At 68.8% G+C, this 23,923-nt stretch carries 22 protein-coding genes; 16 read left to right on the forward strand and 6 right to left on the reverse strand.

All coding sequences use genetic code 11. The features are described from left to right. The first annotated feature begins 48 nt into the window (after positions 1-48). From mltB to rarD, 10 genes are all read left to right on the forward strand, one after another. Positions 49-1,179 (forward strand): lytic murein transglycosylase B, encoded by a 1,131-nt coding sequence (gene mltB / locus AC3A4E_RS16570; RefSeq protein WP_487632581.1) that lies wholly within the window; start codon positions 49-51, stop codon positions 1,177-1,179. Continuing rightward, entirely contained in the window at positions 1,176-2,546 is a 1,371-nt protein-coding gene (locus AC3A4E_RS16575; protein WP_487632582.1) for a septal ring lytic transglycosylase RlpA family protein, read from the forward strand. Before mltB ends, AC3A4E_RS16575 begins: the two co-directional genes overlap by 4 nt. Positions 2,547-2,600: 54 nt before the next feature. Next, complete coding sequence (locus AC3A4E_RS16580) at positions 2,601-3,836, forward strand: D-alanyl-D-alanine carboxypeptidase family protein (RefSeq protein ID WP_487632583.1); 1,236 nt, start codon at positions 2,601-2,603, stop codon at positions 3,834-3,836. 111 nt (positions 3,837-3,947) lie between these two features. Beyond that, on the forward strand, positions 3,948-4,226 hold the full coding sequence (locus AC3A4E_RS16585) for a DUF493 family protein (RefSeq protein WP_487632584.1): 279 nt from the start codon (positions 3,948-3,950) through the stop codon (positions 4,224-4,226). Between the two features lie 4 nt (positions 4,227-4,230). Continuing rightward, positions 4,231-4,698, forward strand: a complete 468-nt coding sequence (locus AC3A4E_RS16590) for a BLUF domain-containing protein (RefSeq protein ID WP_487632585.1) — start codon at positions 4,231-4,233, stop codon at positions 4,696-4,698. Further along, on the forward strand, positions 4,695-5,351 hold the full coding sequence (gene lipB, locus AC3A4E_RS16595) for a lipoyl(octanoyl) transferase LipB (protein ID WP_487632586.1): 657 nt from the start codon (positions 4,695-4,697) through the stop codon (positions 5,349-5,351). Before AC3A4E_RS16590 ends, lipB begins: the two co-directional genes overlap by 4 nt. Before the next feature lie 80 nt (positions 5,352-5,431). Continuing rightward, positions 5,432-6,439: a lipoyl synthase gene (gene lipA / locus AC3A4E_RS16600; RefSeq protein ID WP_487632587.1), complete on the forward strand. Its 1,008-nt coding sequence runs from the start codon at positions 5,432-5,434 to the stop codon at positions 6,437-6,439. Positions 6,440-6,621: 182 nt separating this feature from the next. Next, positions 6,622-8,814, forward strand: coding sequence for a carboxy terminal-processing peptidase (locus AC3A4E_RS16605; RefSeq protein WP_487632588.1), 2,193 nt, complete (start codon positions 6,622-6,624; stop codon positions 8,812-8,814). A gap of 245 nt (positions 8,815-9,059) precedes the next feature. After that, on the forward strand, positions 9,060-9,998 hold the full coding sequence (gene yedA / locus AC3A4E_RS16610) for a drug/metabolite exporter YedA (protein ID WP_487632589.1): 939 nt from the start codon (positions 9,060-9,062) through the stop codon (positions 9,996-9,998). Further along, a complete protein-coding gene (rarD, locus tag AC3A4E_RS16615) occupies positions 9,995-10,906 on the forward strand; it encodes an EamA family transporter RarD (RefSeq protein ID WP_487632590.1) in 912 nt (303 codons plus the stop codon). Before yedA ends, rarD begins: the two co-directional genes overlap by 4 nt. 61 nt (positions 10,907-10,967) lie before the next feature. On the opposite strand, the gene AC3A4E_RS16620 is transcribed toward rarD, so the two are convergent. After that, the gene (locus tag AC3A4E_RS16620; RefSeq protein WP_487632591.1) at positions 10,968-12,032 is read right to left on the reverse strand and encodes an alpha/beta fold hydrolase; all 1,065 of its coding nucleotides are present in this window, start codon (positions 12,030-12,032) and stop codon (positions 10,968-10,970) included. 176 nt (positions 12,033-12,208) lie between these two features. Between AC3A4E_RS16620 and AC3A4E_RS16625 the strand changes: the two genes are divergently transcribed. Beyond that, positions 12,209-12,826, forward strand: coding sequence for a nucleotidyltransferase family protein (locus AC3A4E_RS16625; RefSeq protein WP_487632592.1), 618 nt, complete (start codon positions 12,209-12,211; stop codon positions 12,824-12,826). Positions 12,827-13,102: 276 nt separating this feature from the next. On the opposite strand, the gene AC3A4E_RS16630 is transcribed toward AC3A4E_RS16625, so the two are convergent. The 5 genes from AC3A4E_RS16630 to AC3A4E_RS16650 are packed head-to-tail and all read right to left on the reverse strand — an operon-like array spanning position 13,103 to position 17,939. After that, a complete protein-coding gene (locus AC3A4E_RS16630) occupies positions 13,103-13,411 on the reverse strand; it encodes a hypothetical protein (RefSeq protein WP_487632593.1) in 309 nt (102 codons plus the stop codon). Next, a complete protein-coding gene (locus tag AC3A4E_RS16635) occupies positions 13,408-14,718 on the reverse strand; it encodes an ABC transporter permease (RefSeq protein ID WP_487632594.1) in 1,311 nt (436 codons plus the stop codon). The genes AC3A4E_RS16630 and AC3A4E_RS16635 overlap by 4 nt, the downstream gene beginning before the upstream one ends. 54 nt (positions 14,719-14,772) lie before the next feature. Further along, the gene (locus AC3A4E_RS16640; RefSeq protein WP_487632595.1) at positions 14,773-15,930 is read right to left on the reverse strand and encodes an ABC transporter permease; all 1,158 of its coding nucleotides are present in this window, start codon (positions 15,928-15,930) and stop codon (positions 14,773-14,775) included. 24 nt (positions 15,931-15,954) lie between these two features. After that, positions 15,955-16,647: an ABC transporter ATP-binding protein gene (locus AC3A4E_RS16645; protein WP_465074993.1), complete on the reverse strand. Its 693-nt coding sequence runs from the start codon at positions 16,645-16,647 to the stop codon at positions 15,955-15,957. A 44-nt stretch (positions 16,648-16,691) separates the two neighbouring features. Next, the gene (locus AC3A4E_RS16650) at positions 16,692-17,939 is read right to left on the reverse strand and encodes an efflux RND transporter periplasmic adaptor subunit (RefSeq protein WP_487632596.1); all 1,248 of its coding nucleotides are present in this window, start codon (positions 17,937-17,939) and stop codon (positions 16,692-16,694) included. A gap of 246 nt (positions 17,940-18,185) precedes the next feature. On the opposite strand from AC3A4E_RS16650, the gene AC3A4E_RS16655 reads away from it, so the two are divergent. The 5 genes from AC3A4E_RS16655 (at position 18,186) to AC3A4E_RS16675 (ending at position 23,745) form a co-directional block, all read left to right on the forward strand. Then, positions 18,186-19,142, forward strand: coding sequence for an ABC transporter ATP-binding protein (locus tag AC3A4E_RS16655; protein WP_487632597.1), 957 nt, complete (start codon positions 18,186-18,188; stop codon positions 19,140-19,142). Then, positions 19,142-19,912 (forward strand): ABC transporter permease, encoded by a 771-nt coding sequence (locus AC3A4E_RS16660; RefSeq protein ID WP_487632598.1) that lies wholly within the window; start codon positions 19,142-19,144, stop codon positions 19,910-19,912. Before AC3A4E_RS16655 ends, AC3A4E_RS16660 begins: the two co-directional genes overlap by 1 nt. A 31-nt stretch (positions 19,913-19,943) precedes the next feature. Further along, positions 19,944-21,806 carry a CIA30 family protein gene (locus AC3A4E_RS16665; RefSeq protein ID WP_487632599.1) on the forward strand — a complete coding sequence of 621 codons (1,863 nt, stop codon included), beginning with the start codon at positions 19,944-19,946 and terminating at the stop codon, positions 21,804-21,806. A gap of 74 nt (positions 21,807-21,880) precedes the next feature. After that, positions 21,881-23,056, forward strand: coding sequence for a sensor histidine kinase (locus AC3A4E_RS16670; RefSeq protein WP_487632600.1), 1,176 nt, complete (start codon positions 21,881-21,883; stop codon positions 23,054-23,056). A gap of 68 nt (positions 23,057-23,124) precedes the next feature. Beyond that, positions 23,125-23,745, forward strand: coding sequence for a response regulator transcription factor (locus AC3A4E_RS16675; protein WP_487632698.1), 621 nt, complete (start codon positions 23,125-23,127; stop codon positions 23,743-23,745). The last annotated feature ends 178 nt before the right edge of the window (positions 23,746-23,923 follow it).

The raw sequence follows: 23,923 nt of genomic DNA on the forward strand, positions 1-23,923 counted from the left end.
ACGCGTCGCCGCGTTGCGCGACGCACCTGCGTGCTAACCTCGCCGCCGATGAGCCGACGCCCGTTTTTCCGACTCGCCGTGGCCGCGCTGCCGTTCGCATTGGCAGCGTGTGCGACACCCGTCAATCCGTCCGATGGCCATGCCGAGGACTACGGTGCGGTGACGCCGTTGCCCGAGCCTGCGCGCACCGAAGGTGCGTTGCTCGCGCCGGTGCCGCAGCCGCCCGAGCGTCCGGTCGCGCCGACCAACGTCACCGACCCGGCGATTCCGCGCGCGCAGCGCGTCGAAAACTTCGTCGCCTACACCGCGCAGACCTACGGCGCCGACCCGGCCCACATCCGCAGCGTGCTGGCCAAGGCCCAGGTGCAGCAGGCGATCCTCACCGCGATCAGCCGCCCGGCCGAAGCCGTGCGCCCGTGGCGTGACTACCGCCCGATCTTCATCAACGACGCGCGCATCAACGGCGGCGTGGCGTTCTACCGCGAGAACCGCGCTGCACTCGAACGCGTGGCGACCGAGACCGGCGTGCCGGCCGAATACATCGTCGCGATCATCGGCGTGGAGACCAGCTACGGTCGCATCACCGGCAACTGGAAGGTGATCGACGCGCTGTACACGCTGGCGTTCGATTACGCGCCGCGCGCCCCGTTCTTCGCTGGCGAGCTCGCCCAGCTGTTCGCGCTGGAGAAAGCCGAACCGCAGCTCGACATCCTGCAGCTCAAGGGCAGCTATGCCGGCGCGATGGGCATGGGCCAGTTCATGCCGTCGAGCTATCGCCTGTGGGCAAAGGACGGCGACGGCGATGGCCGCCGCGACCTGCTGACCCACAAGCCTGATGTCTTCGCGTCGATCGCCAATTACTTCGTCGTGCACGGCTGGGAACGCGGCGGTTGGGTGGTCGCGCGCGCGCAGCGCGACGCATCCGCGGCGGACTTCAAGCCCGAAAACTGGGATCCGGTGTATCCGCTGGCCGATCTCGCCAGGCGCGGCTACACACCGGCGCCCGGCCAGCCGACCGCCGAAGGCGCGACGCTGCTGTCGCTCGACGGTGATGCCGGCATGGAGTACTGGCTGGCGTACCGCAACTTCTATGTGATCACCCGCTACAACCGCTCGCCGATGTATTCGCTGTCCGTGCACCAGTTGGCCGAGGCGATCCGCGCCGGGGCCGGCCGGTGATCCGATGGCTGCTGCCATTGGCGGCAGTCGCGCTGCTGGCGGGTTGCGCCGGTGGTGCCAAACGCGGCGCGGCGCCAGCTGACGGCCAGGCCGTTGCGGCACCGGCGCCGGCGCACGGTGGTGGCACGCATCGCCCGGCCGCGGGCCAGCGCGGCGTGTCGCCCTATGCGCCTGCGCAGGAAGATCCCAATACCCGCGGCCATTACACCGCCGGCGGCCTGTACCGCCCGGGCGTGCCCGACAGCCTGCCCGATTACCTGCCCAACGTCGACGCGATTCCGGAGCCGGAAGTCGTCGATCTGCCGCGCTCGCCGGTCGGCAACCGCAGCCCCTACCAGGTGCTGGGCAAGAGCTATCGCGTGCTCGACGACCACAGCGAGTTCGCCGAGACCGGCACCGCGTCCTACTACGGCGCCAAGTTCCACGGCCGGCTGACCTCCAACCGCGAGGTCTACGACATGTACGCGTTCACCGCCGCACACAAGTCGCTGCCGCTGCCGAGCTTTGCGCGCGTGACCAATCTGGATACCGGGCAGTCGGTGGTCGTGCGCGTCAACGACCGTGGCCCGTTCCACGAAGGCCGCGTCGTCGACCTGAGCTACGCCGCGGCGGTGAAGATCGGCATCCATCCGGCCGGGACGGGCCGCGTGGAAGTGCGCGCGCTGAGCCCGGGCGAGAACGCACACAACGCCTATGACGCCGTGGCCGGTGCGCCCGCCGCAGCGCCGGCGGCCGCACCGGCACGCACCGCGCGACGCGCGGCGACGGCGACGGCGGCTGCGACCCCCGTGGCAGCTGCACCGCTGGCGATCTCGCCCGCAGGCAGCGCGCTGGATTCGGTCGTCGAAGCCCTGCCGATCGCCAGTGCGCATGCCGGTGAACGTCCGGCGCCCGCGCCCCAGGGCAACGCGGCGGACGGTCGTTTCAACATGTACCAGAACGGCAAGGTCATGACCGCCGACGATTTCGACGCGTGGCTCGCTTCGCGCGGGATCAAGCTCGAGAACGGCCGCCAGGTGCCGATCAATCCCGCACCTGCCGGTACGCCTGCGACTGCAGCTGCGGTACCGGTGGCGGTCGTGCCGGCCCCGGCACCGGCCGCCGTCACGGCGTCGGCTCCGGCGGCATCTGCTGTCGGCGGCGTGACCCTGCAGGTGGCCGCCTTCGGTGCCCGCGCCAATGCCGAGCGCGCGCTGGCCACCCTGCGCGGTGCGGGCATCGGTGGCGCACAACTGCAGGACGGCATCGCCGCAGGCAAGCCGGTCTGGCGCCTGCGCGTGGGCCCGGTGGCGGCGACGCAGGTCGCCGAAGTGTCCACGCGCGTGACCGGCCTCGGTTTCGGCGCGCCCACCGTCGTCCGCGACTAACCCTTTTCTTCAACCGCCGGTCCACATGGCCGGTTCCCCGGAGCTCCGCCCTACATGAAAGTGTCCGTAGTCGTTTCGCGCATCCTGCTGGCCGCCCTGGCCACCGCGATGGTCGGCATTGCCGTTGCCCAGGATCCCGCGCCGACGCCGCGCCCCGCGTCCCCGACGCCGGCCGCTGCCGCGCCTGCGCTCAGCGAGGACCTGCCGACGCCACCGCCGCCGACGATCACCGGCACCGCGTGGCTGGTCATGGACTACGCCACCGGCCAGGTGCTGGCGGGTGACAACGTCGACGAACGCGTCGAGCCGGCCAGCATCACCAAGGTGATGACCAGCTATGTGATCGCGGCCGAACTCGCCGCCGGCAAGATCACGCCCGACGACCAGGTGATGATGAGCGAGAACGCCTGGCGCAAGGGCGGCGCGGGTACCGATGGCAGCTACAGCGGCTTCCCGGTCAACCAGACCGCCAAGCTGCTCGACATGGAAATCGGCATGGTGGTGCAGTCCGGCAACGACGCCGCGATCGCCCTGGCCGAACACGTCGCCGGCAGCGAGGAATCCTTCGCGCAGCTGATGAACGCCTATGCCGCGCGCATCGGCATGAAGAACAGCCACTTCCAGAACGCGACCGGTCTGTCGGGCCCGGAGCACTACTCGACCGCGCGCGACCTGGCGATCCTGGGCCGCGCGATGGTGCGCGACTTCCCGGAGGAGTACGCGCACAACAAGATCCGCGAGTTCACCGTCGGTCCGATCACCCAGCACAACCGCAACCGGCTGCTGTGGCGCGACGACAGCGTCGACGGCATCAAGACCGGCCACCATTCCGGCGCCGGCTACTGCCTGATGGCGTCCGCCGTGCGCGGCGACCAGCGCCTGATCTCGGTGGTCATGGGCTCCACCGGCGAGGCGCAGCGTGCGACCGATTCGCTGGCGCTGCTCAACTGGGGCTTCCGCTTCTTCGAGACCCACGCGGTCTACGACGCGGACAAGGCCGTCGCCACGCAGAAGGTCTGGAAGGGCAAGGTCAACGAAGTGCAGCTGGGCGTCGCGGAGCCGATGCTGGTCTCGATGCCGCGCGGCAAGTACGCGCAGCTCAAGCCGTCGATGGACATCCCCGAGACGATCGTCGCCCCGATCGAGAAGGGCCAGCAGATCGGCACCGTGCGGGTCGTGCTCGACGGCGATGTCATCGCCGAGCGTCCGCTGGTGGCGCTGGAGGCGGTCGAGGAAGCCGGATTCTTCAAGCGTCTGTGGCACGAACTGCTGATGTGGTGGAACTCCTGACCGGCGCATCCGCGCGCCGAGGTGTTCCAGTGAAAGGCCGGCGCATGCCGGCCTTTCCGCTTCCGGCGCGGACCACTTGGGTTCGGCAGCGTGCGCCCCGATAATCCCGCGATGGACATCACCTCAGACAACCCCGAACACGGCTTCCAGTTTCCAGGCGACTTCGAGATCACCGCCATGGGCGCGGCCGACGCCGGTCTGGAGACCGAAATCCCGCGGCTGCTGGTCGCCGCCGGCATCACCGTGCTCGACGAGACGGTCACCACACGCGCCTCCACCGGTGGCAGGTACGTGTCGATCAAGCTGCGCATCCGCGCCGATTCGCGCGCGCAGTACGACGCCGCGCACGTCGCGCTGCGCGAGCACCCAGAAGTGAAGTGGACGCTCTGATTCCATGATCCGCCAGCTGCTCTACCGCAGCGGCCAGTTGTACGAGTTCACCGTGCCGGACATGGTGCAGCTGCTGCTGCAGGCCCGCACCTACAACGCGCGCCACGGCATCGGCGGCATGCTGCTGTTGCAGGACGGGTTGTTCATGCAACTGCTCGAAGGCCCTGCCGCGGCCGTCGATGCGCTGTACGCACGCATCGCGTCCGATCCCCGTCACTGCGAGGTCCGCCTGATGGTCCGCGCCGAACGCACCGCGCCGCTGTTGCCCGGCTGGCGCATGGCGTGGAGCGAGGCGCCGCTCGAAGGAGAAACGCCGGTGTTCCAGGGACTCGAAACCGACAGCAAGGCGCTGGCCCTGCTGGAAAGCGCCCGCAGCGATCGCGTCGCTGCCGCGATGCGCGATTTCCTGCACGGCGCACCGGTGCCCAGCGGCGGCCTCGGCTGCGCGCGCGTGATGGAGCGGGTGCTGTGAGCACGCCTGTGATCGTCCGCCAGCTCGGCCGCCAGCCTTACGAGCCGGTCTGGCGCGCAATGCAGTGCTTCACCGATGCGCGCGGCGCCGACGGCAGCGACGAGCTGTGGGTGGTCGAACACGATCCGGTGTTCACCCTCGGCCAGGCCGGCAAGCCCGAACACGTGCTCGCGCCCGGCGACATTCCGGTTGTGCAGGTCGATCGCGGCGGCCAGGTGACCTATCACGGCCCCGGCCAGCTGGTGGTCTACCCGCTGCTGAACCTGCCGCGGCTGAAGATCGGCGTGCGCGAGTACGTCTGCAAGATCGAGCAGTCGATCATCGACACGCTGGGCGACTGGAACATCGAGGCCGTACGCCGCGACGGCGCGCCGGGCGTCTACGTCAACGACGCCAAGATCGCCGCGCTCGGCATCCGCGTGCGCCGCGGCTGCACCTTCCACGGCCTGGCATTCAACGTCGCGATGGATCTCGAACCCTTCCAGCGCATCAATCCGTGCGGCTACGAAGGCCTGCAGGTGGTGTCGCTGGGCGATCTGGGCGGGCCGTCCTCGCCCGACGCGGTGGCGCCGATGCTGCTCGAGAATCTGGCCGCGCAGTTCGGCCTGTCGCTGACCGCAGGCCCGCCGCCGGTGATCCCGTCCGCTGAATGACACGCTGTATCCCTCGCCCCTCGGGAGACACTGCCGGGGCAGGGGCCTACAATGGCCCTCCGACCGCAGTCCTGGCCGCCATGTCCTCTTCCGTCGACAAATCGATCCCGCTGCAGGTGGTCTCCGCGCCGCCGCCGGCGTCGCTGCAGACCGGCGTCAAGCAGGTGGCGGGCGACAAGATCGCGCGCTCGCCGGTGCAGTTCGCCGATGCCCCCGTGCTGCGCAAGCCGTCGTGGATCCGCGTGCGCATTCCGTCCAACGGCGCGGTCGCCGCGCTGAAGTCGAAGCTGCGCGAGAACCGTCTGGTCACGGTCTGCGAGGAAGCCAGCTGCCCGAACATCCATGAATGCTTCGGCCACGGCACCGCGACCTTCATGATTCTCGGCGAGGTCTGCACGCGCCGCTGCTCGTTCTGCGACGTCGCCCACGGCCGGCCCAAGCCGCCGGATGCGAGCGAGCCGCTGAATCTCGCGAACACGATCGCCGACATGGGCCTGAAGTACGTGGTGATCACCTCGGTCGACCGCGATGACCTGCGCGACGGCGGTGCCCAGCATTTCGTCGACTGCATCCGCGAAGTCCGCGCGCAGTCGCCGCACATCCGCATCGAGGTGCTGACGCCCGACTTCCGCGGCAAGGGCCGCATGGAGCGCGCGCTGGAGATCCTGAAAACCAATCCGCCGGACGTGTTCAACCACAACGTCGAGACGGTGCCGGATCTCTACCGCAACGTGCGCCCGGGCGCCGACTACCAGTGGTCGCTCGACCTGCTGAAGAAGTTCAAGGCCCAGCATCCGGACGTGCCGACCAAGTCCGGCATCATGCTCGGGCTCGGCGAGAACATGGAACAGGTGCAGGGCACGCTGCGCGACCTGCGCGCGCACGATGTCGACATGGTCACCATCGGCCAGTACCTGCAGCCCAGCGCGCACCACCATCCGGTGCTGCGTTACTGGACGCCGGAAGAGTTCCGCGCGCTCGAGGACTACGGCATGGCGCTGGGTTTCAGCCACGTCGCCTCCGGCCCGCTGGTGCGCTCGTCGTACCACGCCGACCAGCAGGCCATGGACGCAGGCGTCGCCGCCTGATCCCGTCAGCGGGCGCCGGGCGCCCGCGACTGACGCCGCGATGAACGCAGCGTCGATTCATCCTGTATCCGTACAGTCGATTGCATGTGACGTGCAACTTTCGGCACTGTCGACACGTCTGTTCACGCGACAGGCTCCGAGGCATGTCGCATGATGACCGCATCCGCAATCCAGGACCCTGCATGAAAGCTTCCCGCGTCGTTTCCGGCTCCCTGATCGCTCTCGCGCTGGCGGTGCCGCTCGCGCTGATGGCCAGGCCCGACGCCATCGCCGATGTACCGGCGACGCCGAATACCGATCAGGTGGCCGCGTCCAAGCTGGTCTACGGCCTGCTGTCGGACAGCCGCTATGCCTATCGGCCGCGCGCGCTGGACGGCAGCCTGTCGGGCGAGATCTTCGACCGCTATTTCGAGAACCTCGACGGCAGCAAGCTGTTCTTCAGCCAGCAGGACATCGCGCGCTTCGAGCCGCTGCGTGACCGCATGGGTCCCGCGGTCCGCGATGGCGACGTCGCGCCGGCCTTCGACATCTTCACGCTCTACAAGGCACGCGTCGCCGAACGCATCGCCTATGCGCGTGAGCTGCTCGAGCAGGACATCTTCGATTTCGAAGGCGAGGATCGCTGGGAGTACGACCGCAAGGACGCCGCCTGGGCCGCCGATGCCGGCGAACTCGACACCCTGTGGCGGCAGTCGGTGCGCAACGACTGGCTGCGCCTGAAGCTCGCCGGCAAGGCCGACGACGAGATCCGCAAGACGCTCGACCGTCGTTACATCAACACCGCCAACACGGTCGCCGCGCTCAACAACGAGGACGCTTTCAGCAGCTTCCTCAACGCCTACACCGGCTCGATCGATCCGCATACCGACTACTTCAACCCGCGCGCGGCACGCCTGTTCAACCAGAGCATGTCGCTGTCGCTCGAAGGCATCGGCGCGCAGCTGCAGAAGCAGGACGACGTGGTGGTGATCCGCGAGGTCATCGCCGGTGGTCCGGCTGCGATGAGCAACCGGTTCAAGCCCGGTGATCGCATCGTCGGCGTCGGCCAGGGCACCAACGGCCCGATGGAAGACGTGATCGGTTGGCGCATCGACGATGTTGTCGACAAGATCAAGGGCCCGAAGGACACCCAGGTGCGCTTGGACGTGGTGCCCGCCGAGGCCACGCTGGACAGCGAGCCGGTGCGCATCACGCTCACCCGTGCCCGCGTGCGTCTGGAAGAGCAGGCGGCCAAGGCCGAGACCCTGACCCTGCCGGCCGACACAGAAGGCGGCCGCGAGAAGCAGATCGGCGTGATCAAGCTGCCGGCGTTCTACCAGGACTTCGAGGGTCGCCGGAACCGCGATGGCGAATATGCGTCGGCGACGCGCGACGTCGCGCGTCTTCTGGAAGAGTTCAAGACCAGGAACATCGACGGCGTCGTGCTCGACCTGCGCAACAACGGTGGCGGCTCGCTCAACGAGGCGGTCGAACTGACTGGCCTCTTCATCGACCAGGGCCCCGTGGTGCAGGTCCGCGAAGCGGGTGGGCGCGTCGGCGTGCAGGGCGACCGCAATCCGGGCGTGGCCTGGGACGGTCCGCTGGCCGTGCTGATCAACCGTGGCTCGGCTTCGGCGTCGGAGATCGTGGCAGGTGCCATCCAGGATTACGGTCGCGGCCTGATCATCGGCGAGACCACCTTCGGCAAGGGCACCGTGCAGAATCTGGTCGACCTCGACCGCTGGCCGGCCAACGAAACCAAGCGCTACGGACAGGTGAAGCTGACCATCGCGCAGTTCTTCCTGCCCGGCGGCAGCAGCACGCAGAACAAGGGCGTCGAACCGGACATCCATTTCCCGGTAACCGTCGACGCGACCGAGTTCGGCGAGAGCACCTACGACAACGCGCTGCCGTGGACGCGCATCGCCGCAGTGCCGCACACCCAGTACGGCGACTTCTCGCCGCTGCTGCCGCGCCTGGAAGAACTGCACGAGGGGCGCGTGGCCACGGACAAGGAGTTCGTCTGGTGGGCCGAGGACGTCGCCGAGTTCCGCGCAGAGCGCGAGAAGAAGTACATCTCGCTCAACTTCGAGGAGCGCCGCGTCGAACGCGACCGGCAGACCGAGAAGCGTCGTGTGCGTCAGGAAGAGCGCCGCGCGCTGGGCCTGGATCTCGACCCGTTGGCGGAGGATTCGGACGACGATGGCCTGCAGGCCAACGAGCGTGCGATCGCCCAGCAGAACCGTCTCGAGAAGGCGGCCGAGGAACGCCCGGATCCGCTGCTGCGCGAGTCGGCATCGATCCTCGCCGATGCGGTGCGCATGCTCAACGCCGACCGGGACCTGTCGGCCACGGTGTTGCCGGTGTCCACCGCACCGGGACGCTGGGCGCGCTGAGGCTCAGATACGAGGCGTGAGACGTCACGTGTAAGGCGTTGGACGCCAGATCCGGCAGGAAGCCGTCGCGAGTCATCGCGGCGGCTTTTTCATGTGTGGCGCGGCCACGCGTGTCCGCCTGCGGCACCCGGACGTTTGGCAGAGCGCTGCCTGCCGATGCAACACCACCGTTCCAGCCGTGCAACGGGGCGCAGGCGTAGAATTCCGCTCCCGCATCCGCGGTCGTCTTTTTCTTCGGAACCTCCATGAGCGTCGCGCCGGTGTCGCGTCCCGCCTCGGTCCTGGCCATCGCGCTGGCGCTGGCGGCCGTCTATCTCGTCTGGGGGTCGACCTATCTCGCGATCCGCTTTGCCCTCGAAGGCGGCTATCCGCCGCTGCTGATGGCGGGCATGCGTTTCATCGTCGCCGGTGGCCTGATGTACGCGGCGCTGCGCCTGCGCGGTGTGCCGGCGCCGACGCGCAACCAGTGGAAGACCCTGCTCGCGATGGGCGTGCTGCTGCTCGGACTGGGCAACGGCATGGTCTGCATCGCCGAACAGAGCGTGTCGTCGGGTCTCGCCGCAGTCGCGGTCGCGTCGGCGCCGATCTGGATCGCATTGTTCGCAGCGATCCGTGGTGATCGTCCCTCCCGCGTCGAATGGGCAGGCCTCGCAGTCGGGTTCGCCGGCGTGTTGTGGCTCAACGCTGGCAGCTCGCTGACCGCGACGCCGACCGGTCTGATCGCCTTGCTGATCGCGCCGCTGGCCTGGGCCTTCGGCTCGGTGTGGAGCCGGGGCCGCGATCTGCCGTCGCCGTTCATGGCGGCCGCCGCGCAGATGCTCGCCGGCGGCGTGATCATCCTCGCAGTGGGCCTGCTGATCGGCGAACGCTTCCACGAGCTGCCGACGCTCAAGGGCACGCTTTCGGTCGCGTATCTCGCTTCGTTCGGTTCGATCATCGGCTTCACCGCCTACGTCTGGCTGCTGCACAACGTGCGCCCGACGCTCGCCGGCAGCTACGCCTACGTCAATCCGGCGATCGCGGTGCTGCTCGGCGCGTGGCTCGCGTCCGAGCGCTTCCACGTCAACGATCTCGGCGCGATGGCGGTGATCCTGGTCGCCGTCGTCGCGATCACGCTCGGCCGCGCGCGCGCGAAGAAGGTCGTGCCGACACCGGCTGCGGCAGTCGCCGGAGAAGATCCATGATCGACGCCGCGCAGAGCCGCCGCGGTCTGTGGATCGCGGTCGCGGCCTTCGTGATCTGGGGCCTGATGCCGCTGTACTGGTATCTGCTGCGGCACGTGCCGTCGCTGCAGATCGTGCTGCACCGCTCGATCTGGTGCGCGATTCTGGTCGCCGCGTTCCTGACGATCCGCCAGGGCCGCGGCTGGCTGCGCGAGATCCTCGCGCAACCGAAGCTCGCCGGCATGCTCGCGATGTCGGGCTGCCTGATCGCGGCGAACTGGGCGCTCTACGTGTGGGCCGTCAACAGCGGCCACGTGGTCGAGGCGAGCCTGGGCTACTTCATCAATCCATTGCTCAACGTCGTCATCGGCGTGGTGTTCCTGCGCGAGCGGTTGTCGATGCCGCAGTGGATCGCGGTCGCGCTGGCCGGCGGTGGCGTCGCGTGGCTGACCTTCAACTACGGCAGCTTTCCGTGGATCGCGCTGTGTCTGGCGACGTCGTTCGCGCTGTACGGACTGATCCGCAAGTTCGCCGCGGTCGAAGCGGTGCAGGGGCTCGGCGTCGAGAACCTGTTCGTGTTCGGTCCTGCGGTGCTCGCGCTGGTGTGGTTCGAAAGCCAGGGCGGCGGCGGCTTCTTCTCGCTGCGCTGGGGTGGACTCACCGACGTGCTGCTGGTGCTCGGCGGCGCGCTCACCGCGATCCCGTTGATCTGTTTCGCCTATGCGGTCCGTCGCGTGCCGCTGACCGTCGTCGGCCTGCTGCAGTACATCGGTCCGACGCTGCAGCTGCTGCTGGGCGTGTTCTTCTTCGGCGAAGCGTTCGGCATCGATCGCGCGGTCGGCTTCGGCTTCATCTGGGTCGGGCTGGTGGTATTCGCGGTCGACGGCTATCTGCAGTCGCGCCGACGGATCGTCGCGCAGCAGGCCTGAGGTCGTCCGGGCCGTCTGGATTCGATGGGTTTCGCTGCGCTCTGACGATCCGACGAAAGCATCAGCGGGCGGCGAGTGCCTTCTGCGGACACGCCGCTGCGTCGAACCAGTCGACGACGGTCGGCGCGAGACGGTCGAGCCGCATCGGCAGGCTGAGGTGGTCTTCGCCGGCGAGTTCCAGATAACGCGCACCCGGCACGGCCGCGGCGAGCGCGCGGCCATGTTCGACCGGCACGTGGCGATCCGCATCGCCATGCACCAGCAGCACGCAGCCCGGCGCCCGGGCGAGGGCGGCGCCGACATCGACGCCGTCGAGCGGCAACGACAGCGTGTCGCCCGCGCGCACGATCGCTGCGTCCAGCACCGAGGCATCGATGCGCCAGCGCAACCAGCGCCGCGTGAGCTGCGCGTGCCAGCTGCCGCCGTATTCGTCGAGCATGTGCGGGACCATGTCGCGGATCGCGGCGCCTGCGTTGTGGAAGGATTCCAGCGCGACGACGCGCTCGGCCTGCAGGCGCGGATCGGCGGCTGCGAACAGTGCGGTCGCCGCGCCGTAGGACACGCCGAACACGTGCAACGGGCCGGCGATTTCGCCTTGTTCGCGTAATGCGGCGACCGCGTCGACGACATCGCCGGCTTCGCGCGTGCCGTAACCCGATGGCGCAGGGCCGGAGCGGCCGTGGTTGCGCAGGTCCAGGGTGATCGTGCGATAGCCGGCTTCGGCCAGCGCAATCGACCACGGCAGCAGCGAGCCGCCATCCATCATCCAGCCGTGCAGCAGGACGACGGTGCCGCGCGGCGTGGCTGACGGCGTGGACGGCGCGTGGAAATCGAGCGAGAAGTCGACGCCGTGCGGATCATCGGCCGGCCGCGTCCACGCGTAGTCCATGCCGTAGTCGCCCGGATCGAGCGCACGCCAGAACACAGGCACGCCGTCGCTCGTGGTGACGTGTCCGTTGCGGTTCGGCAGTCGCGCGAATGCGGCCTCGACACGATCGGTCTGCAGCAACGGCGATGCGCCGGGCGGCGCCACCAGCTTGGACGCCAGCGAATTCGCCATGCCCGGCCACGACGAGAATCCGGCGACGAGCAGACAGGCGGCGAGGAGGGCGGCGAGGCGGAGCATGGCGGTGGGCGGAGGCGAGGCGGCCGCGCAGACTATCGATGCGGCGCCAAGCGCCGCTATCGCACTACGATGACAACTGCATGACAGACGGTCGCCGTTCATCGGCGTGAGCCGGCCGCTGCACCGGCCTTCTGGCACAGTGCGGCGATGTCGATCTGTCACGCCGGACTTTGCCGATGACCACCGCGCATGCTGCAATCGTGCTCGCCGCTGGTGGCAGTACGCGTCTGGGGCGGCCCAAGCAACTGCTGCGCCGCGACGGTGAAAGCCTGGTCGCGCGCGTCGTGCGGCTGGTCGCGGAAACGCATCCCTGCCGGCTCGTGGTGATGCTCGGCGCGTATCACGACGCGGTCGTCGCCGAGCTCGCGCCGTCGCTGCACGGCTTCGTCGAGCTGCACGAGGTGCCGGACTGGCGCGACGGCCTGTCAGCCAGTCTGGTCGCCGCATCGCGCGCGCTGCAGGCACATCGCGGGCCGGTGCTGGTGACCGGCATCGATCAGCCTGCGCTCAACGCCCTGCATCTGCGCGCGCTGCTGGACGGCGCACGCAGCGTGCGTTCGGGCTGCGCGGCGGTGATGCACGGCGAGCGCCCGGGCGCGCCGGCGGTGCTGTCGCACACCCTGTTCTCGCAGGTGGATGCGCTGGAAGGTGATCGGGGATTCGGGGCGTTGCTGGCGGCGTTGCCGGAAGAGGACCTGTTCCGCCTGCAGGCGCCGTCGCTGGCGCAGGACATCGACACGTCGGATGACGTGGCGCAGGCGCTGGCGGACGGATTGCTGGATCGCGGGGTCTGAAAAAAAAGCAGACACGTAGGATGGTTAGAGCGCAGCGAAACCCATCGGTTGGCTGATCGATATCACTCTGCCGCGAGCGTCGGCCCCTCACCCCAACCCCGCTCCGCGCCCCGGCCCTCGCGCTGACGCGAGGGCGTTCGCCGGAACGCGAGCCAATGGCTCGCAGGCGTGCCGACTCACCCCTTGGGGAGAGGGGCTCCAGGCGTTACTGCTAGCGCGCTATCCGTTTCTTCGGGTGTGCTGGGAATGCTCTGCGAGTGAAAACGTCTTCGACAATCAACCCGCGCGCGACATCATCCACACCACGAACACTGCACCGACCACGCCGATCACCAGCGCCGCATTGCGCCAGCGTTTCGCACGGCGCTGATAGCGCGCGACGCGTTCGTCGTTGAGAGCGGTGGCGCGCGTGATCCACGGGGCAGTGTCACGCTCGGCCTGGGCGTAGATGACTTCGGCGCGTGCGGGATCGGCCTCGGCGCGAAGCGCGGCATCTTCGTAGCGTTCGAACGCGCGCTTCTGCAGCGACTGGATCTCGCGTGCGATGTCGGCGTTCGACAACGTGTCGGGCGATGCGGCACTCATGTCGCGCGCAACGCCGCGGTGACCGGCAGGCGCGCGGCGCGCAGGGCCGGGAACAGGCCGCCGACCAGGCCGATGCCCAGCGCCCACTTCAGGCCGTTCCACAGCAGCTCGGGCGAGACCTTGAACTGGAACACCACCTGGCTGAAGTTGCTGCCCAGCGTGCTGACGCTGTAGCCGTTGAAGATGCTCCACGCGAGCAGGCCGCCGAGCAGGCCGCCGAGCAACGCCAGCAGCATCGTCTCCAGCATCACCGCGACGACGACCGGCAGCCCGCGGAAGCCGATCGCGCGCATCGTCGCGATCTCGCGTGCGCGGCCCGCGACCGCGGCGTACATCGTATTGAGCGCCCCGAACACCGCGCCGACCGCCATGATCGCGCCGATCACCGTGCCGAGCACATTGATCAGCGTGGCGAGTTGGCCGGACTGCTTGCCGTAGTAGGCGCGCGTCGTCGAGACGTCGAGTTTCAGGCGCTGGTCGGCATCCATCGCGGTCTTGAACGCGGTGAAGCCAGCGGTGCCGTCGGTGCGCACGGTGATCGACTGGTAGGCGCCGCGGTTGTAGGTGGACGCCAGGGTTTCGCCATCGGTCCACAGTTCCGAATCGTGCGCATCGCCGGACGCGAACACGCCGACCACGGTCCACTGCTGGTTGCCGAGGTTGAGCGTCTTGCCGGCCTCGAGACCGCGGAACTGGCTGCGTGCGCCCTGGCCGACGACGATCTCACGCAGGCCCGGCGCGAACTTGCGCCCTTCGATCACCTGCACCTTGTCGTGCACGGCCCAGGCGAGTTCGCCGACGCCGCGGAACTGCGCGTTGACGTCGGTGCCGTCGGACTTCGACGGCAGATTGACCACCTGCGACAGTTCCGGCGACAGCAGCGGGCGGCCCTGCGCATCGCGCGCGATGCCCGCCAGCGTGCCGATCAGCGGCACCTGGTCGCGGGTGATCACCGAATTGGTTTCGGCCTGCGAACCGCCGCGCAGCACGATGGCCGAGGTCTCGTCACCGGTGCTGTTGAGCGTGGCCTTGAAGCCTTCGCCCATCGCCAGCATCGCCACCAGCACGCCGACCACGCCGGCGATGCCGACCACGATCACCGACGACGCGCCCCAGCGCTGCGGCAGGCTGCTGATGCCGATGCGCGCCGCCGCGAGCGCCAGCCGGCCGCCGCGCGTGAGCACCAGCCAGAGCGCGATGGCGACCGCGATCGCCAGCACGCCGTACCAGGGCAGCACCACCCACACCGCGAGCCCGACGACGAGCGCGACGATCGACAGCAGGTTCCAGAGCCACGGGCTTTTCATGTCGGTCCGATCCGGTTCGTCGTGCGGCGGAAAGCAATGCGATGGGTCATGACGTCAGCGCCCCGCCAGCGCGTCGACGATCTTCAGCCGCTGCGCGCGCAGCGCGGGCAGCACGCCGACGATGATGCCGATGCCGATCATCAGACCCAGGCCGATCAGCCAGGTCTGCGCCGGCACCGTGGGCAGCGCGATCACGCCGCCGCTGGCCGCGCTCACGCCCGGCATGATCGCCGAGGCGAGGCCCAGGCCGATGAGTCCGCCGATCACCACCAGCAGCACCGATTCCACCATCACCAGCACCAGCACGGTGCCGTCGGTGAAGCCCAGCGTCTTCAATGTCGCGAGTTCGGGAATGCGTTCGCGCACGGCTTGCGCCATCGTGTTGCCGGTCAGCAGCAGCAGGGTGAAGAACACCGCGCCCATGATTGCGGTAACGATCAGGCCGATGTCGGCGAACTGCTTGGCGAACGCCTGCTGGAATGCCGATTCGGTCTGCGATTTGGTCTCGTGGTCGGAGTTCGCCGAGATCGCATCGATCGCTTGCGCCACGCGCGAGGCCTGGTCGGCGTTCGACAGCTGCACGGTGAACCAGCTGACCTGGTTCTTGATGTAGTCGTTGGATTCGTCGAAGTATTTCCAGTTCATCATCAACTGGTTCTCGGCGCCGACGTTGCTGCGGTCCCTGGCGCGGAAGATCGCCTTGAGTTCCAGCGGCCAGTCGTTGCTGCCGCCGCGCGGGAAGATCGTCGCCTGCATCGGAATCGTGTCGCCGACTTTCCAGCCGAACTTGTTGGCCAGCGCCTCGCCGACGGCTGCGCCGGTGCGCGTGTCGCGGAATGCCTGCAGCTGCTCGGGCGGCACGTCGTACTCGCCGTAGACGTCGAAGAAGTTCGGCGCGACCGAGAAGTTGGGGAAGAAGTTGCGCTGGTCCTGGTAGATGCCGCCGAACCACATCGCGTACGTCACCTTGCGCACGCCGGGAATCGATTCGATCTGCGCCTGCAGGCGCACCGGCAGCGACTGCGTGATCGACAGCCGCGAGGCCACGATCAGGCGGTTCGCGCCGTCGACACTGCCACCGGCATTGAAGGCCACGCGCACCGAATCGAGCATGCCGAACAGCAGGAACGCCGCGACCACCGACAGCAGTGTCAGCAGCGTCCGCGTCTTGCTGCGGAACAGCTGGGCCCACACCAGCGACAGGTATTTCATCGTGCGTCTCCGGAGAAGCGTGGGTCAGTGCGCGCCGATGGGCGTGTCGACCAGTTCGCCCTTGTCGAGGTGGATCGTGTGGGTCGCGTACTCGGCGGCCTTCGGATCGTGGGTGACCATGACGATGGTCTTGCCGTGCTCGCGGTTGAGTTCCTGCAGCAGGCCGAGAATCTCTTCCGCGCTCTGCCGGTCGAGATCGCCGGTGGGTTCGTCGCAGATCAGGAACGTGGGATCGGACACGATCGCGCGGGCGATCGCCACGCGCTGCTGCTGGCCGCCTGACAGCTCATTGGGCTTGTGCGTGCGACGGTCGGCCAAGCCGACGAGGGTCAGCGCGATTTCCGCATTGCGCTTGCGCTGCGCGCCGCCGAGCGTGGTCAGCAGCAACGGCAGTTCCACGTTCTTCTGCGCGTTGAGCATCGGCATCAGGTTGTAGAACTGGAACACGAAGCCGACGTGGCGGCTGCGCCAGTTCGACAGCTGGCCGGCGCTCATGCGGTCGATGCGCTCGCCTTCGATCTCGATCTCGCCCGAGGTCGGCGTGTCCAGCCCGCCGATCAGGTTCAGCAGCGTGGTCTTGCCCGAACCCGACGGGCCCATCAGCGCGACGAAATCGCCCTGCGGGATATCGAGATCGATGCCGTGCAGCACATCGACCTTTTCCGGGCCGCGCTGGTAGGTCTTGTGCAGGTTGCGGATGCTGACGAGGGACGACATGGCGCACTCCGGGTTGAATGCTGCTCGTTGGATATGGGGCGCGATCAGCGCGTGTCGGCGTCGCTGGCGGCCATGCGCACCTTCGCGCCGTCTGCCAGCGTCTCGGGCGGATCGAGCACGACCGTGTCGCCGGCATTGACGCCCGCCAGCACCTGGCGGTCGTCGCCGAGGGCGATGCCGGTCTCCAGCGCCTGCTGCGTCACCGTGTTGTCCTCGCCGAGCACGAAGGCGACATCGGCGCCGCCCCGCTGCACGATCGCTGCGCCGGGCACGCGCACACCGCTGGGCTGCTGCGCATCGGCGGCCTTCGGCGCTTCGAGGAAGCTCACGCGCACGCCCATGTCCGGCACGATGCGCGCGTCCTTCTGCTTGATCGCGATGCGCACCTTGACCGTCGCCTTGCCGCGATCCGCGGCCGGAATGATCGCGATGACCTCGGCCGGAATCTTCCAGTCGGGGTAGGCGTTGAGTGTGGCCTCGACCGGCATCTTCGGCTGCACGCGACCGATGAAGGCCTCGCCGACGTCGACTTCCACTTCGAGCGAATCCATGTCGACGATCGTGCCGATACCGGTGCGGGTGAAGCCGCCGCCGGCCGACAGCGGCGAGACGATCTCGCCCGGCTGCGCGGCCTTGGCGGTGACCACGCCGGCGAACGGCGCGCGCACGACGGTGTTGTCGACGCCGAGATCGGCGATCGCCAGCGAATCGGACGCGACCTGGGTGTTGCGCTGCGCGGTGACCAGCTGCGCGCGCAGCGCGTCTCGCTGGGCCACGGCCTGGTCGAACTGCGAGCGCGACACCAGCTGCTGCGCGACCAGCGACTGCAGGCGCGTGGCCTCGGCCTCGGCCTGCGCCAGCTGCGCCTGCACGCTGCCGGTCTGGCTGCGCGCGGCGGCGAGCTGCGATGCGGAGAGGTTGCGCTGCGCATCGGCGTCGATCGGATCGAGCGTCGCCATGATGTCACCGGCCTCGACGCGCTGGCCTTCCTCGATCAGCACCTCGCGCACGCGGCCGGTGATCTTCGAGGACACGGTCGCGGTGCGCCGGGCGACGACGTAGCCGGTGGCGTCGAGCACCGATGCATTCGCACCGCCGGCGGTGATCGCGACCACCGGCGCGGTCCGCACCTCGACGCCGCCATCGCGTCCGAACAGTGCCCAGCCGGCGACCAGCAGGAGCAGCAGCACGACGACCGCGACGGCGATCCACAGGCCGCGCCGCCGCGGCGGCTCGGGTGGCGCCTTGCGGTCGATGCGGAGTTCGTTGAGCAGGTCGGCCTTGGTATTCATGGGTTCCATGGAAAGCAGGACGTGACGACTGGCGCGAGTGTGACCGCGGGGGTCGGGCGATCCAACCTGCCGGAAGTCAGTTTCCGACGGGGCGCCGAACGACGCGCCCGCAACGGCGGGCCGGACCGAGTCTGCGCGCATCCGGCACGGCGGTCACCTGACGTGTGTCACCTGCAGTGGATGACGCCTGCGACTGACCGCGCGGCGCGCGCCACCCGAGACTGCACGCAACCCGGAGGAACCGCGATGCGCCCAGTCCCGTTCACTGCAGACCCTTTGAAGGCGACGTCGACGCCGCTGGCCAGCCTGCGGGGCGTGCGTCGTCGCCGCGGCGCCGTGCAGGCGCTCGACGGCGTGGATCTCGCGCTGCCTGCCGGCCAGGTGACCGCGCTGCTCGGCGTCAACGGCGCCGGCAAGACCACGGCGATCGAGATCCTGCTCGGCCTGCAGCCGGCCGATGCGGGCGAGGTCATGCTGTTCGGGCGGCATCCTTCCGATCTGGACGCGCGCCGGCACATCGGCGTGATGCTGCAGCAGGCGCAGTTGCCCGAGCGGTTACGTGTCGATGAGCTGCTCGCGCTGACGCGCAGCTGGTATCCGCAGCCGCGCAGCGTCGCCGACTGTGTCGCGCTGGGCGGGCTCGATGGGTTGCTCGACCGGCGCTATGGCCGGCTGTCGGGCGGGCAGCAGCGCCGCGTGCAGTTCGCGCTCGCGCTGTGCGGGCGACCGAAGCTGCTGTTTCTCGACGAGCCGACCACCGGTCTCGACATCGGCGCGCGCCAGCAGGTATGGCGCGCGATCCGCAGCCTGGTCGCCGATGGTGTCGGCATTCTGCTGACGACGCATTACCTGGAGGAAGCCGAAGCGCTGGCCGATCGCGTGGTCGTGCTCGATGCCGGACGCGTGCGCGCCGATGGCAGCGCCGGGGACGTGCGGGCGCAGGTCGCGCAGCGGCGTATCCGCTGCAGGAGTGTCGTGCCTGCCGATGTCGTCGCGACCTGGCCCGGCGTGCGCTCGGCCGATGTCATCGACGGGCAGCTGGTGGTGATGGCCGAGCAGGCGGAATCCGTGCTGCGCCGCTTGCTGGATGCCGATCCGCAGCTCGGTGATCTCGAAGTACAGCGCGCCGGCCTCGCAGAGGCCTTCGTAGCGATGACGGCGACCGCCGACGGCATGACTGGTTCGAAGCAGGAGGCCGCGTGATGGACACGACACTCGACACCGGCACACGCGTCAGCCTCTGGCGCTGCTATCTGCTCGACACGCGCTGCGAACTGCTGCGGCTGCTGCGCGAGCCGATGTACATCATTCCGACGTTGCTGTTCCCGGCGCTGTTCTACGTGATGTTCGGCCTGCTGCTCGGCGGGCGCGGCAGCGGTGAAGCGGCACGTTATCTGCTCGCGACCTACGGCGTGTTCGGTGCGATGGGCGCAGGCCTGTTCGGCTTCGCGGTGACGCTGGCGATCGATCGCGAACGCGGCTTCTTCGCCCTGCGTCGCGCGCTGCCGGCGCCGCCGAGCGCGTGGCTGGTCTCGCGTCTGTTGATCGCGATGCTGTTCGCGCTGGTCATCGTGCTGGAACTCGCGGCGCTGGCGGTCGTGTTCGGTGGCGTGTCGCTGGCGGCAGGGCAGTGGGCGCTGCTGTGGACGGTGACCGTGCTCGGCGCGCTGCCGTTCTGCGCGATCGGCCTGCTGCTGGGCAGCATCGCCAGCGCGAATGCGGCACCGGCGTGGGTCAACCTGCTGTTCCTGCCGATGGCCTTCCTGTCCGGCCTGTGGCTGCCGCTGTCGATGCTGCCCGGGGTGTTCGCGACGCTCGCGCCGGTGTGGCCGGCCTGGCATCTGGCACAGGTCGCACTCGGCGCGACCGGGCAGGCAGGTACGACGTCGGTCTGGCTGCATCTGGTGGTGCTGGCCGTCGTGACCGTGGCCTGCTGTGTGCTCGCGTTGCGCCGCCTTGCGCGCGCGGTCTGAAATCATCCGCTTCGACGGTAGGGAGAACGCAATGACGCAGACACGTGTGCACGGCCAGCGTCGCTGGCCAGGCGTGCTCGCGGTCGTGGCCCTGATGGGGGTGCTTGGCCTTGCAGTGGTGATGGCGGGGCGGCAACAGACGTCGCCACCGGCAGCAGCGCCGGCAATGGATACGGCCGGTGCTGGATTCGCGATCCGCGACGTGCGCATCTTCGATGGCGTCGATGTCATCGAGCGCGGCACCGTCGTGGTGCGCGACGGCCTGATCGAAGCGGTCGGCGCCGACCTTGCGGTGCCCGATGGCATCACCGCCATCGACGGCGCCGGCCGCACGCTGCTGCCCGGTCTGATCGACGCGCACGTGCACGCCTGGGGCAACGCGCAGCAGGACATGCTGCGCTTCGGCGTCACCACCGGGCTCGACATGCACGGCATGCCGGACCGTCTGCCGGCACTGCGCGCGCAACGCGAGTCCAACGCGCCGACCACGCAGGCCGATCTGTGGGCTGCGGGCTATGCGATCACCGCGCCCGGCGGGCACGGCACGCAATTCGGATTCCCGGTGCCGACCGTTGACGCTGACACCGACATCCCGACCTTCATCGCCGCACGCGTGGCCGAAGGCGACGACTTCATCAAGCTGATCGTTGAAGACCTCAGTGGCTACGGCGGCAACCGCACGCTGCCCACGCTGAGCGCCGCGCAGGTCCGCGCGGTCGTCGATGCCGCGCATGCGCACGATCGCATCGCGGTCGCCCACGTCTCCACGCAGGCCAGCGCCCGCAAGGTATTGGATGCCGGGATCGACGGCTTCGTACATGTGGCCGACGATGCCGTGGCCGACGATGCCTTCGTCGCCGAGGTCGCGCGACGCGATGTGTTCGTCGTGCCGACGCTGGTGGTGATCGCCTCGGTGGCGGGCGCCGATGCAGGCGGCCAGCTCGCGGCCGATTCCGCCTTGTCGCCGTGGCTGACGCCGGAACAGCGCGACAGTCTCGGCGCACGCATGTCCACGGCACCGAAGCCGCAGCGCCTCGTCGATGCGATCGACAGCGTGCGCCGCCTGCATGCGGCAGGCGTGAGGATTCTCGCCGGCAGCGATGCACCGAACTCCGGCACCGCACAGGGCGCGAGCCTGCACGGCGAACTCGCATTGCTGGTGCAGTCGGGGCTGACGCCGCAGCAGGCGCTGGTCGCGGCGACGTCCGCCCCGGCTGCGCGCTTCGGCATCGCCGACCGCGGCCGCATCGCCCCGGGCCTGCGCGCGGATCTGGTGCTGGTCGACGGCAACCCGCTCGACGACATCACCGCGACCAGGCGCATCGATACCGTCTGGAAGAACGGCATGCGCGTCGAACGCACGAAGCCCGCGGCCGCCGCATCGGCTGGCGCGGTGCCGGACGACACCCGCATCAGCGATTTCGAAACCGGACTCGACGCCCGCTTCGGGAGTTGGGCGCCGACCACCGACCAGATGGCCGGCGGCGCGTCGACCGTCGCGCATGCACGTATCGATGACGGCGTGAATGGTTCGGCCGGTGCGCTGTCGGTCACCGGCGAGATCAAGCCGGGCTTCGCGTTCCCGTGGTCGGGCGTGATCTTCTTCCCGGCTGCGCAGGCGATGCAGCCCGCGGACCTGTCGTCGCGCAAGGAACTCGTATTCCGCGTGCGCGGCGACGGTCGGCGTTACAACGCGCTGCTGTTTTCCGGCGCATCGCCGACCGCGATGCCGGCGATGCAGAGCTTCGACGCAGGCAGCGGGTGGACCGAAGTGCGCCTGCCGCTCAGCGGATTCGCCGGCGCGGATCTGATGCAGGTACGTGGCATCGCCTGGACCGCCGGCCAGCCGGAAGGCGCGTTCGCCTTCGCGCTCGATGACGTGGAACTGCGCTGAAATGCAGGCCGACCGGTACGGCGCAGAACAGCCGCCACTTCTGGCGGACACCTGAGATGGCTACGCTGCGCGACATGGACACGCTCCCGGATCCGACACCGCTGCGCACCTACGCTGGCCTGCGGCCCGCGCCGGATTCGATCATCGGCTGCGCGCTGCGTCAGGGCCGGCCGGCGTGGAGCGAAGGCATCCACGTGCTGTGGTCGGTGTGGGTGTTCGTCGTGCCGATGTTCTCGCCGCAGGGTTACGACCTGCGCTGGCTGCTGTTGACGCTTCTTTCGTACCCGGTCTTCATCGCCCTGTTCGCGGGTGCGCTGCTGTTGCCGGCGCGCCGCTCGCCGTGGTGCGCGCTCGGCATGCTCGCGCTGTGCTTCGGCCTGCTGCCCTGGTACGTGTCGGGACTGAGCTACTTCGTGTTCGGCTGCGTCTTTCTCGGCGCGCTGTCGCGGAGCTCGGTCTGGCGTTATGTGCTCGTGTTGATCGTCTTCAATGCCGCCTTGCTGACCTGGGCGCGCGTACTCGGCTATCCATGGTCGGCGCTGGCGTGGATGCCGGTGACGACGGTGATGATCGGCCTGCTGGTGCACGTGGAACGCCTCAAGAACCGGCAGGATGCCGCGCTGCGGCTGTCGCACGACGAGGTGCGCCGGCTGGCCGCGGTCGGCGAGCGCGAACGCATCGGTCGTGATCTGCACGATCTGCTCGGGCACACCTTGTCGATGGTCGCGCTGAAGGCCGATCTCGCCGCGCGGCTCGTCGAACGTGATCCTGCCGGCGCCCAGCGCGAGATCGGCGAGGTCGGCGGCATCGCCCGCGATGCACTGACGCAGGTGCGGCAGGCGGTCAGCGGCATCCGCGCCGCGGGACTGGCGGCGGAACTCGCGTCCGCGCGCCTGCTGCTGGAAACCGACGGCGTGGCGTTCGCCTACAGCCTCGACGCAGACGTCGCCGGTGCCGGCCTGTCGCCTGCCGTGGAGACCGCGCTGGCGATGACGTTGCGCGAGTCGGTCACCAATCTGCAGCGGCACGCACAGGCGCACACCGCACAGGTGCAGTTCTCGCGCGAAGGCGACGCGATCCGGCTGCAGGTCAGCGACGACGGCCGTGGGGGCGCGATGGTGCCAGGCAATGGTTTGGCGGGCATGCGCGAGCGCATCGAAGCATTGGGCGGGCAGTTGCGCATCGACAGCAACACGGACGGCACGCGGATCGATGCACGCATTCCGCTGGGCGCGCCGCAGGCCGGCTGATCCGCATCGCACGTCATCGTTCGTCTTTCGACTGCCATCCAACTGCTACCGTCATCGCCATGCCGCGCATGCCCACGCCCGAAGAACCGCTCCGCATCCTCATCGCCGAGGACCAGTCGATGCTGCGCGGCGCACTGACCGCGCTGCTGAATCTCGAGGACGATCTGTCGGTGGTCGGCAGCGTCGGCGACGGCGAATCGGCATGGCGCGAACTGCAGCGCCTGTCGCCCGATCTTCTGGTGACCGACATCGAGATGCCCGGCCTCACCGGTCTCGAACTCGCGCAGCGCATCCAGCGGCACGAACTCCCGGTCCGCGTGGTGATCGTCACCACCTTCGCCCGTGCCGGGTTTCTGCGCCGCGCGCTGGATGCCGGCGTCGGCGGTTATCTGCTCAAGGACGCACCGGCCGAACAACTCGCCGATGCCCTGCGCCGCGTCCACGACGGCGGCCGCGCGATCGATCCGCAACTCGCGCTGGAAGCCTGGAGCGAGCCCGACCCGCTGAGCGAACGCGAGCGACAGGCGTTGCGGCTCGCGGGGCAGGGCATGAGCGCCAGCGAGATCGCCGCGCAGCTCGGGCTCTCGCACGGCACGGTGCGGAACTACCTGTCGGACGCTATCGGCAAGCTGGGCGTCGGCAACCGCATCGAGGCGTATCGCCTGGCGCGGCAGAAGGGGTGGCTGTAGCCCAACAAAAGCACGACTCTCGACAGCATCGTGTACTGCCGAAGAGTTCATAACGTGTTGACCTCTGAGCAGCTGATCGGAGTCGATCTGTCAACGTTTCAAGAAGTGATCTGGAGCTTCAGAATATATGTCCAGGCACCAAACTCTCGCTTCCAGCCTGTCTGAAAACTACATGGAT

This window comes from Luteimonas sp. Soil_N_1 (genome assembly GCF_057656255.1).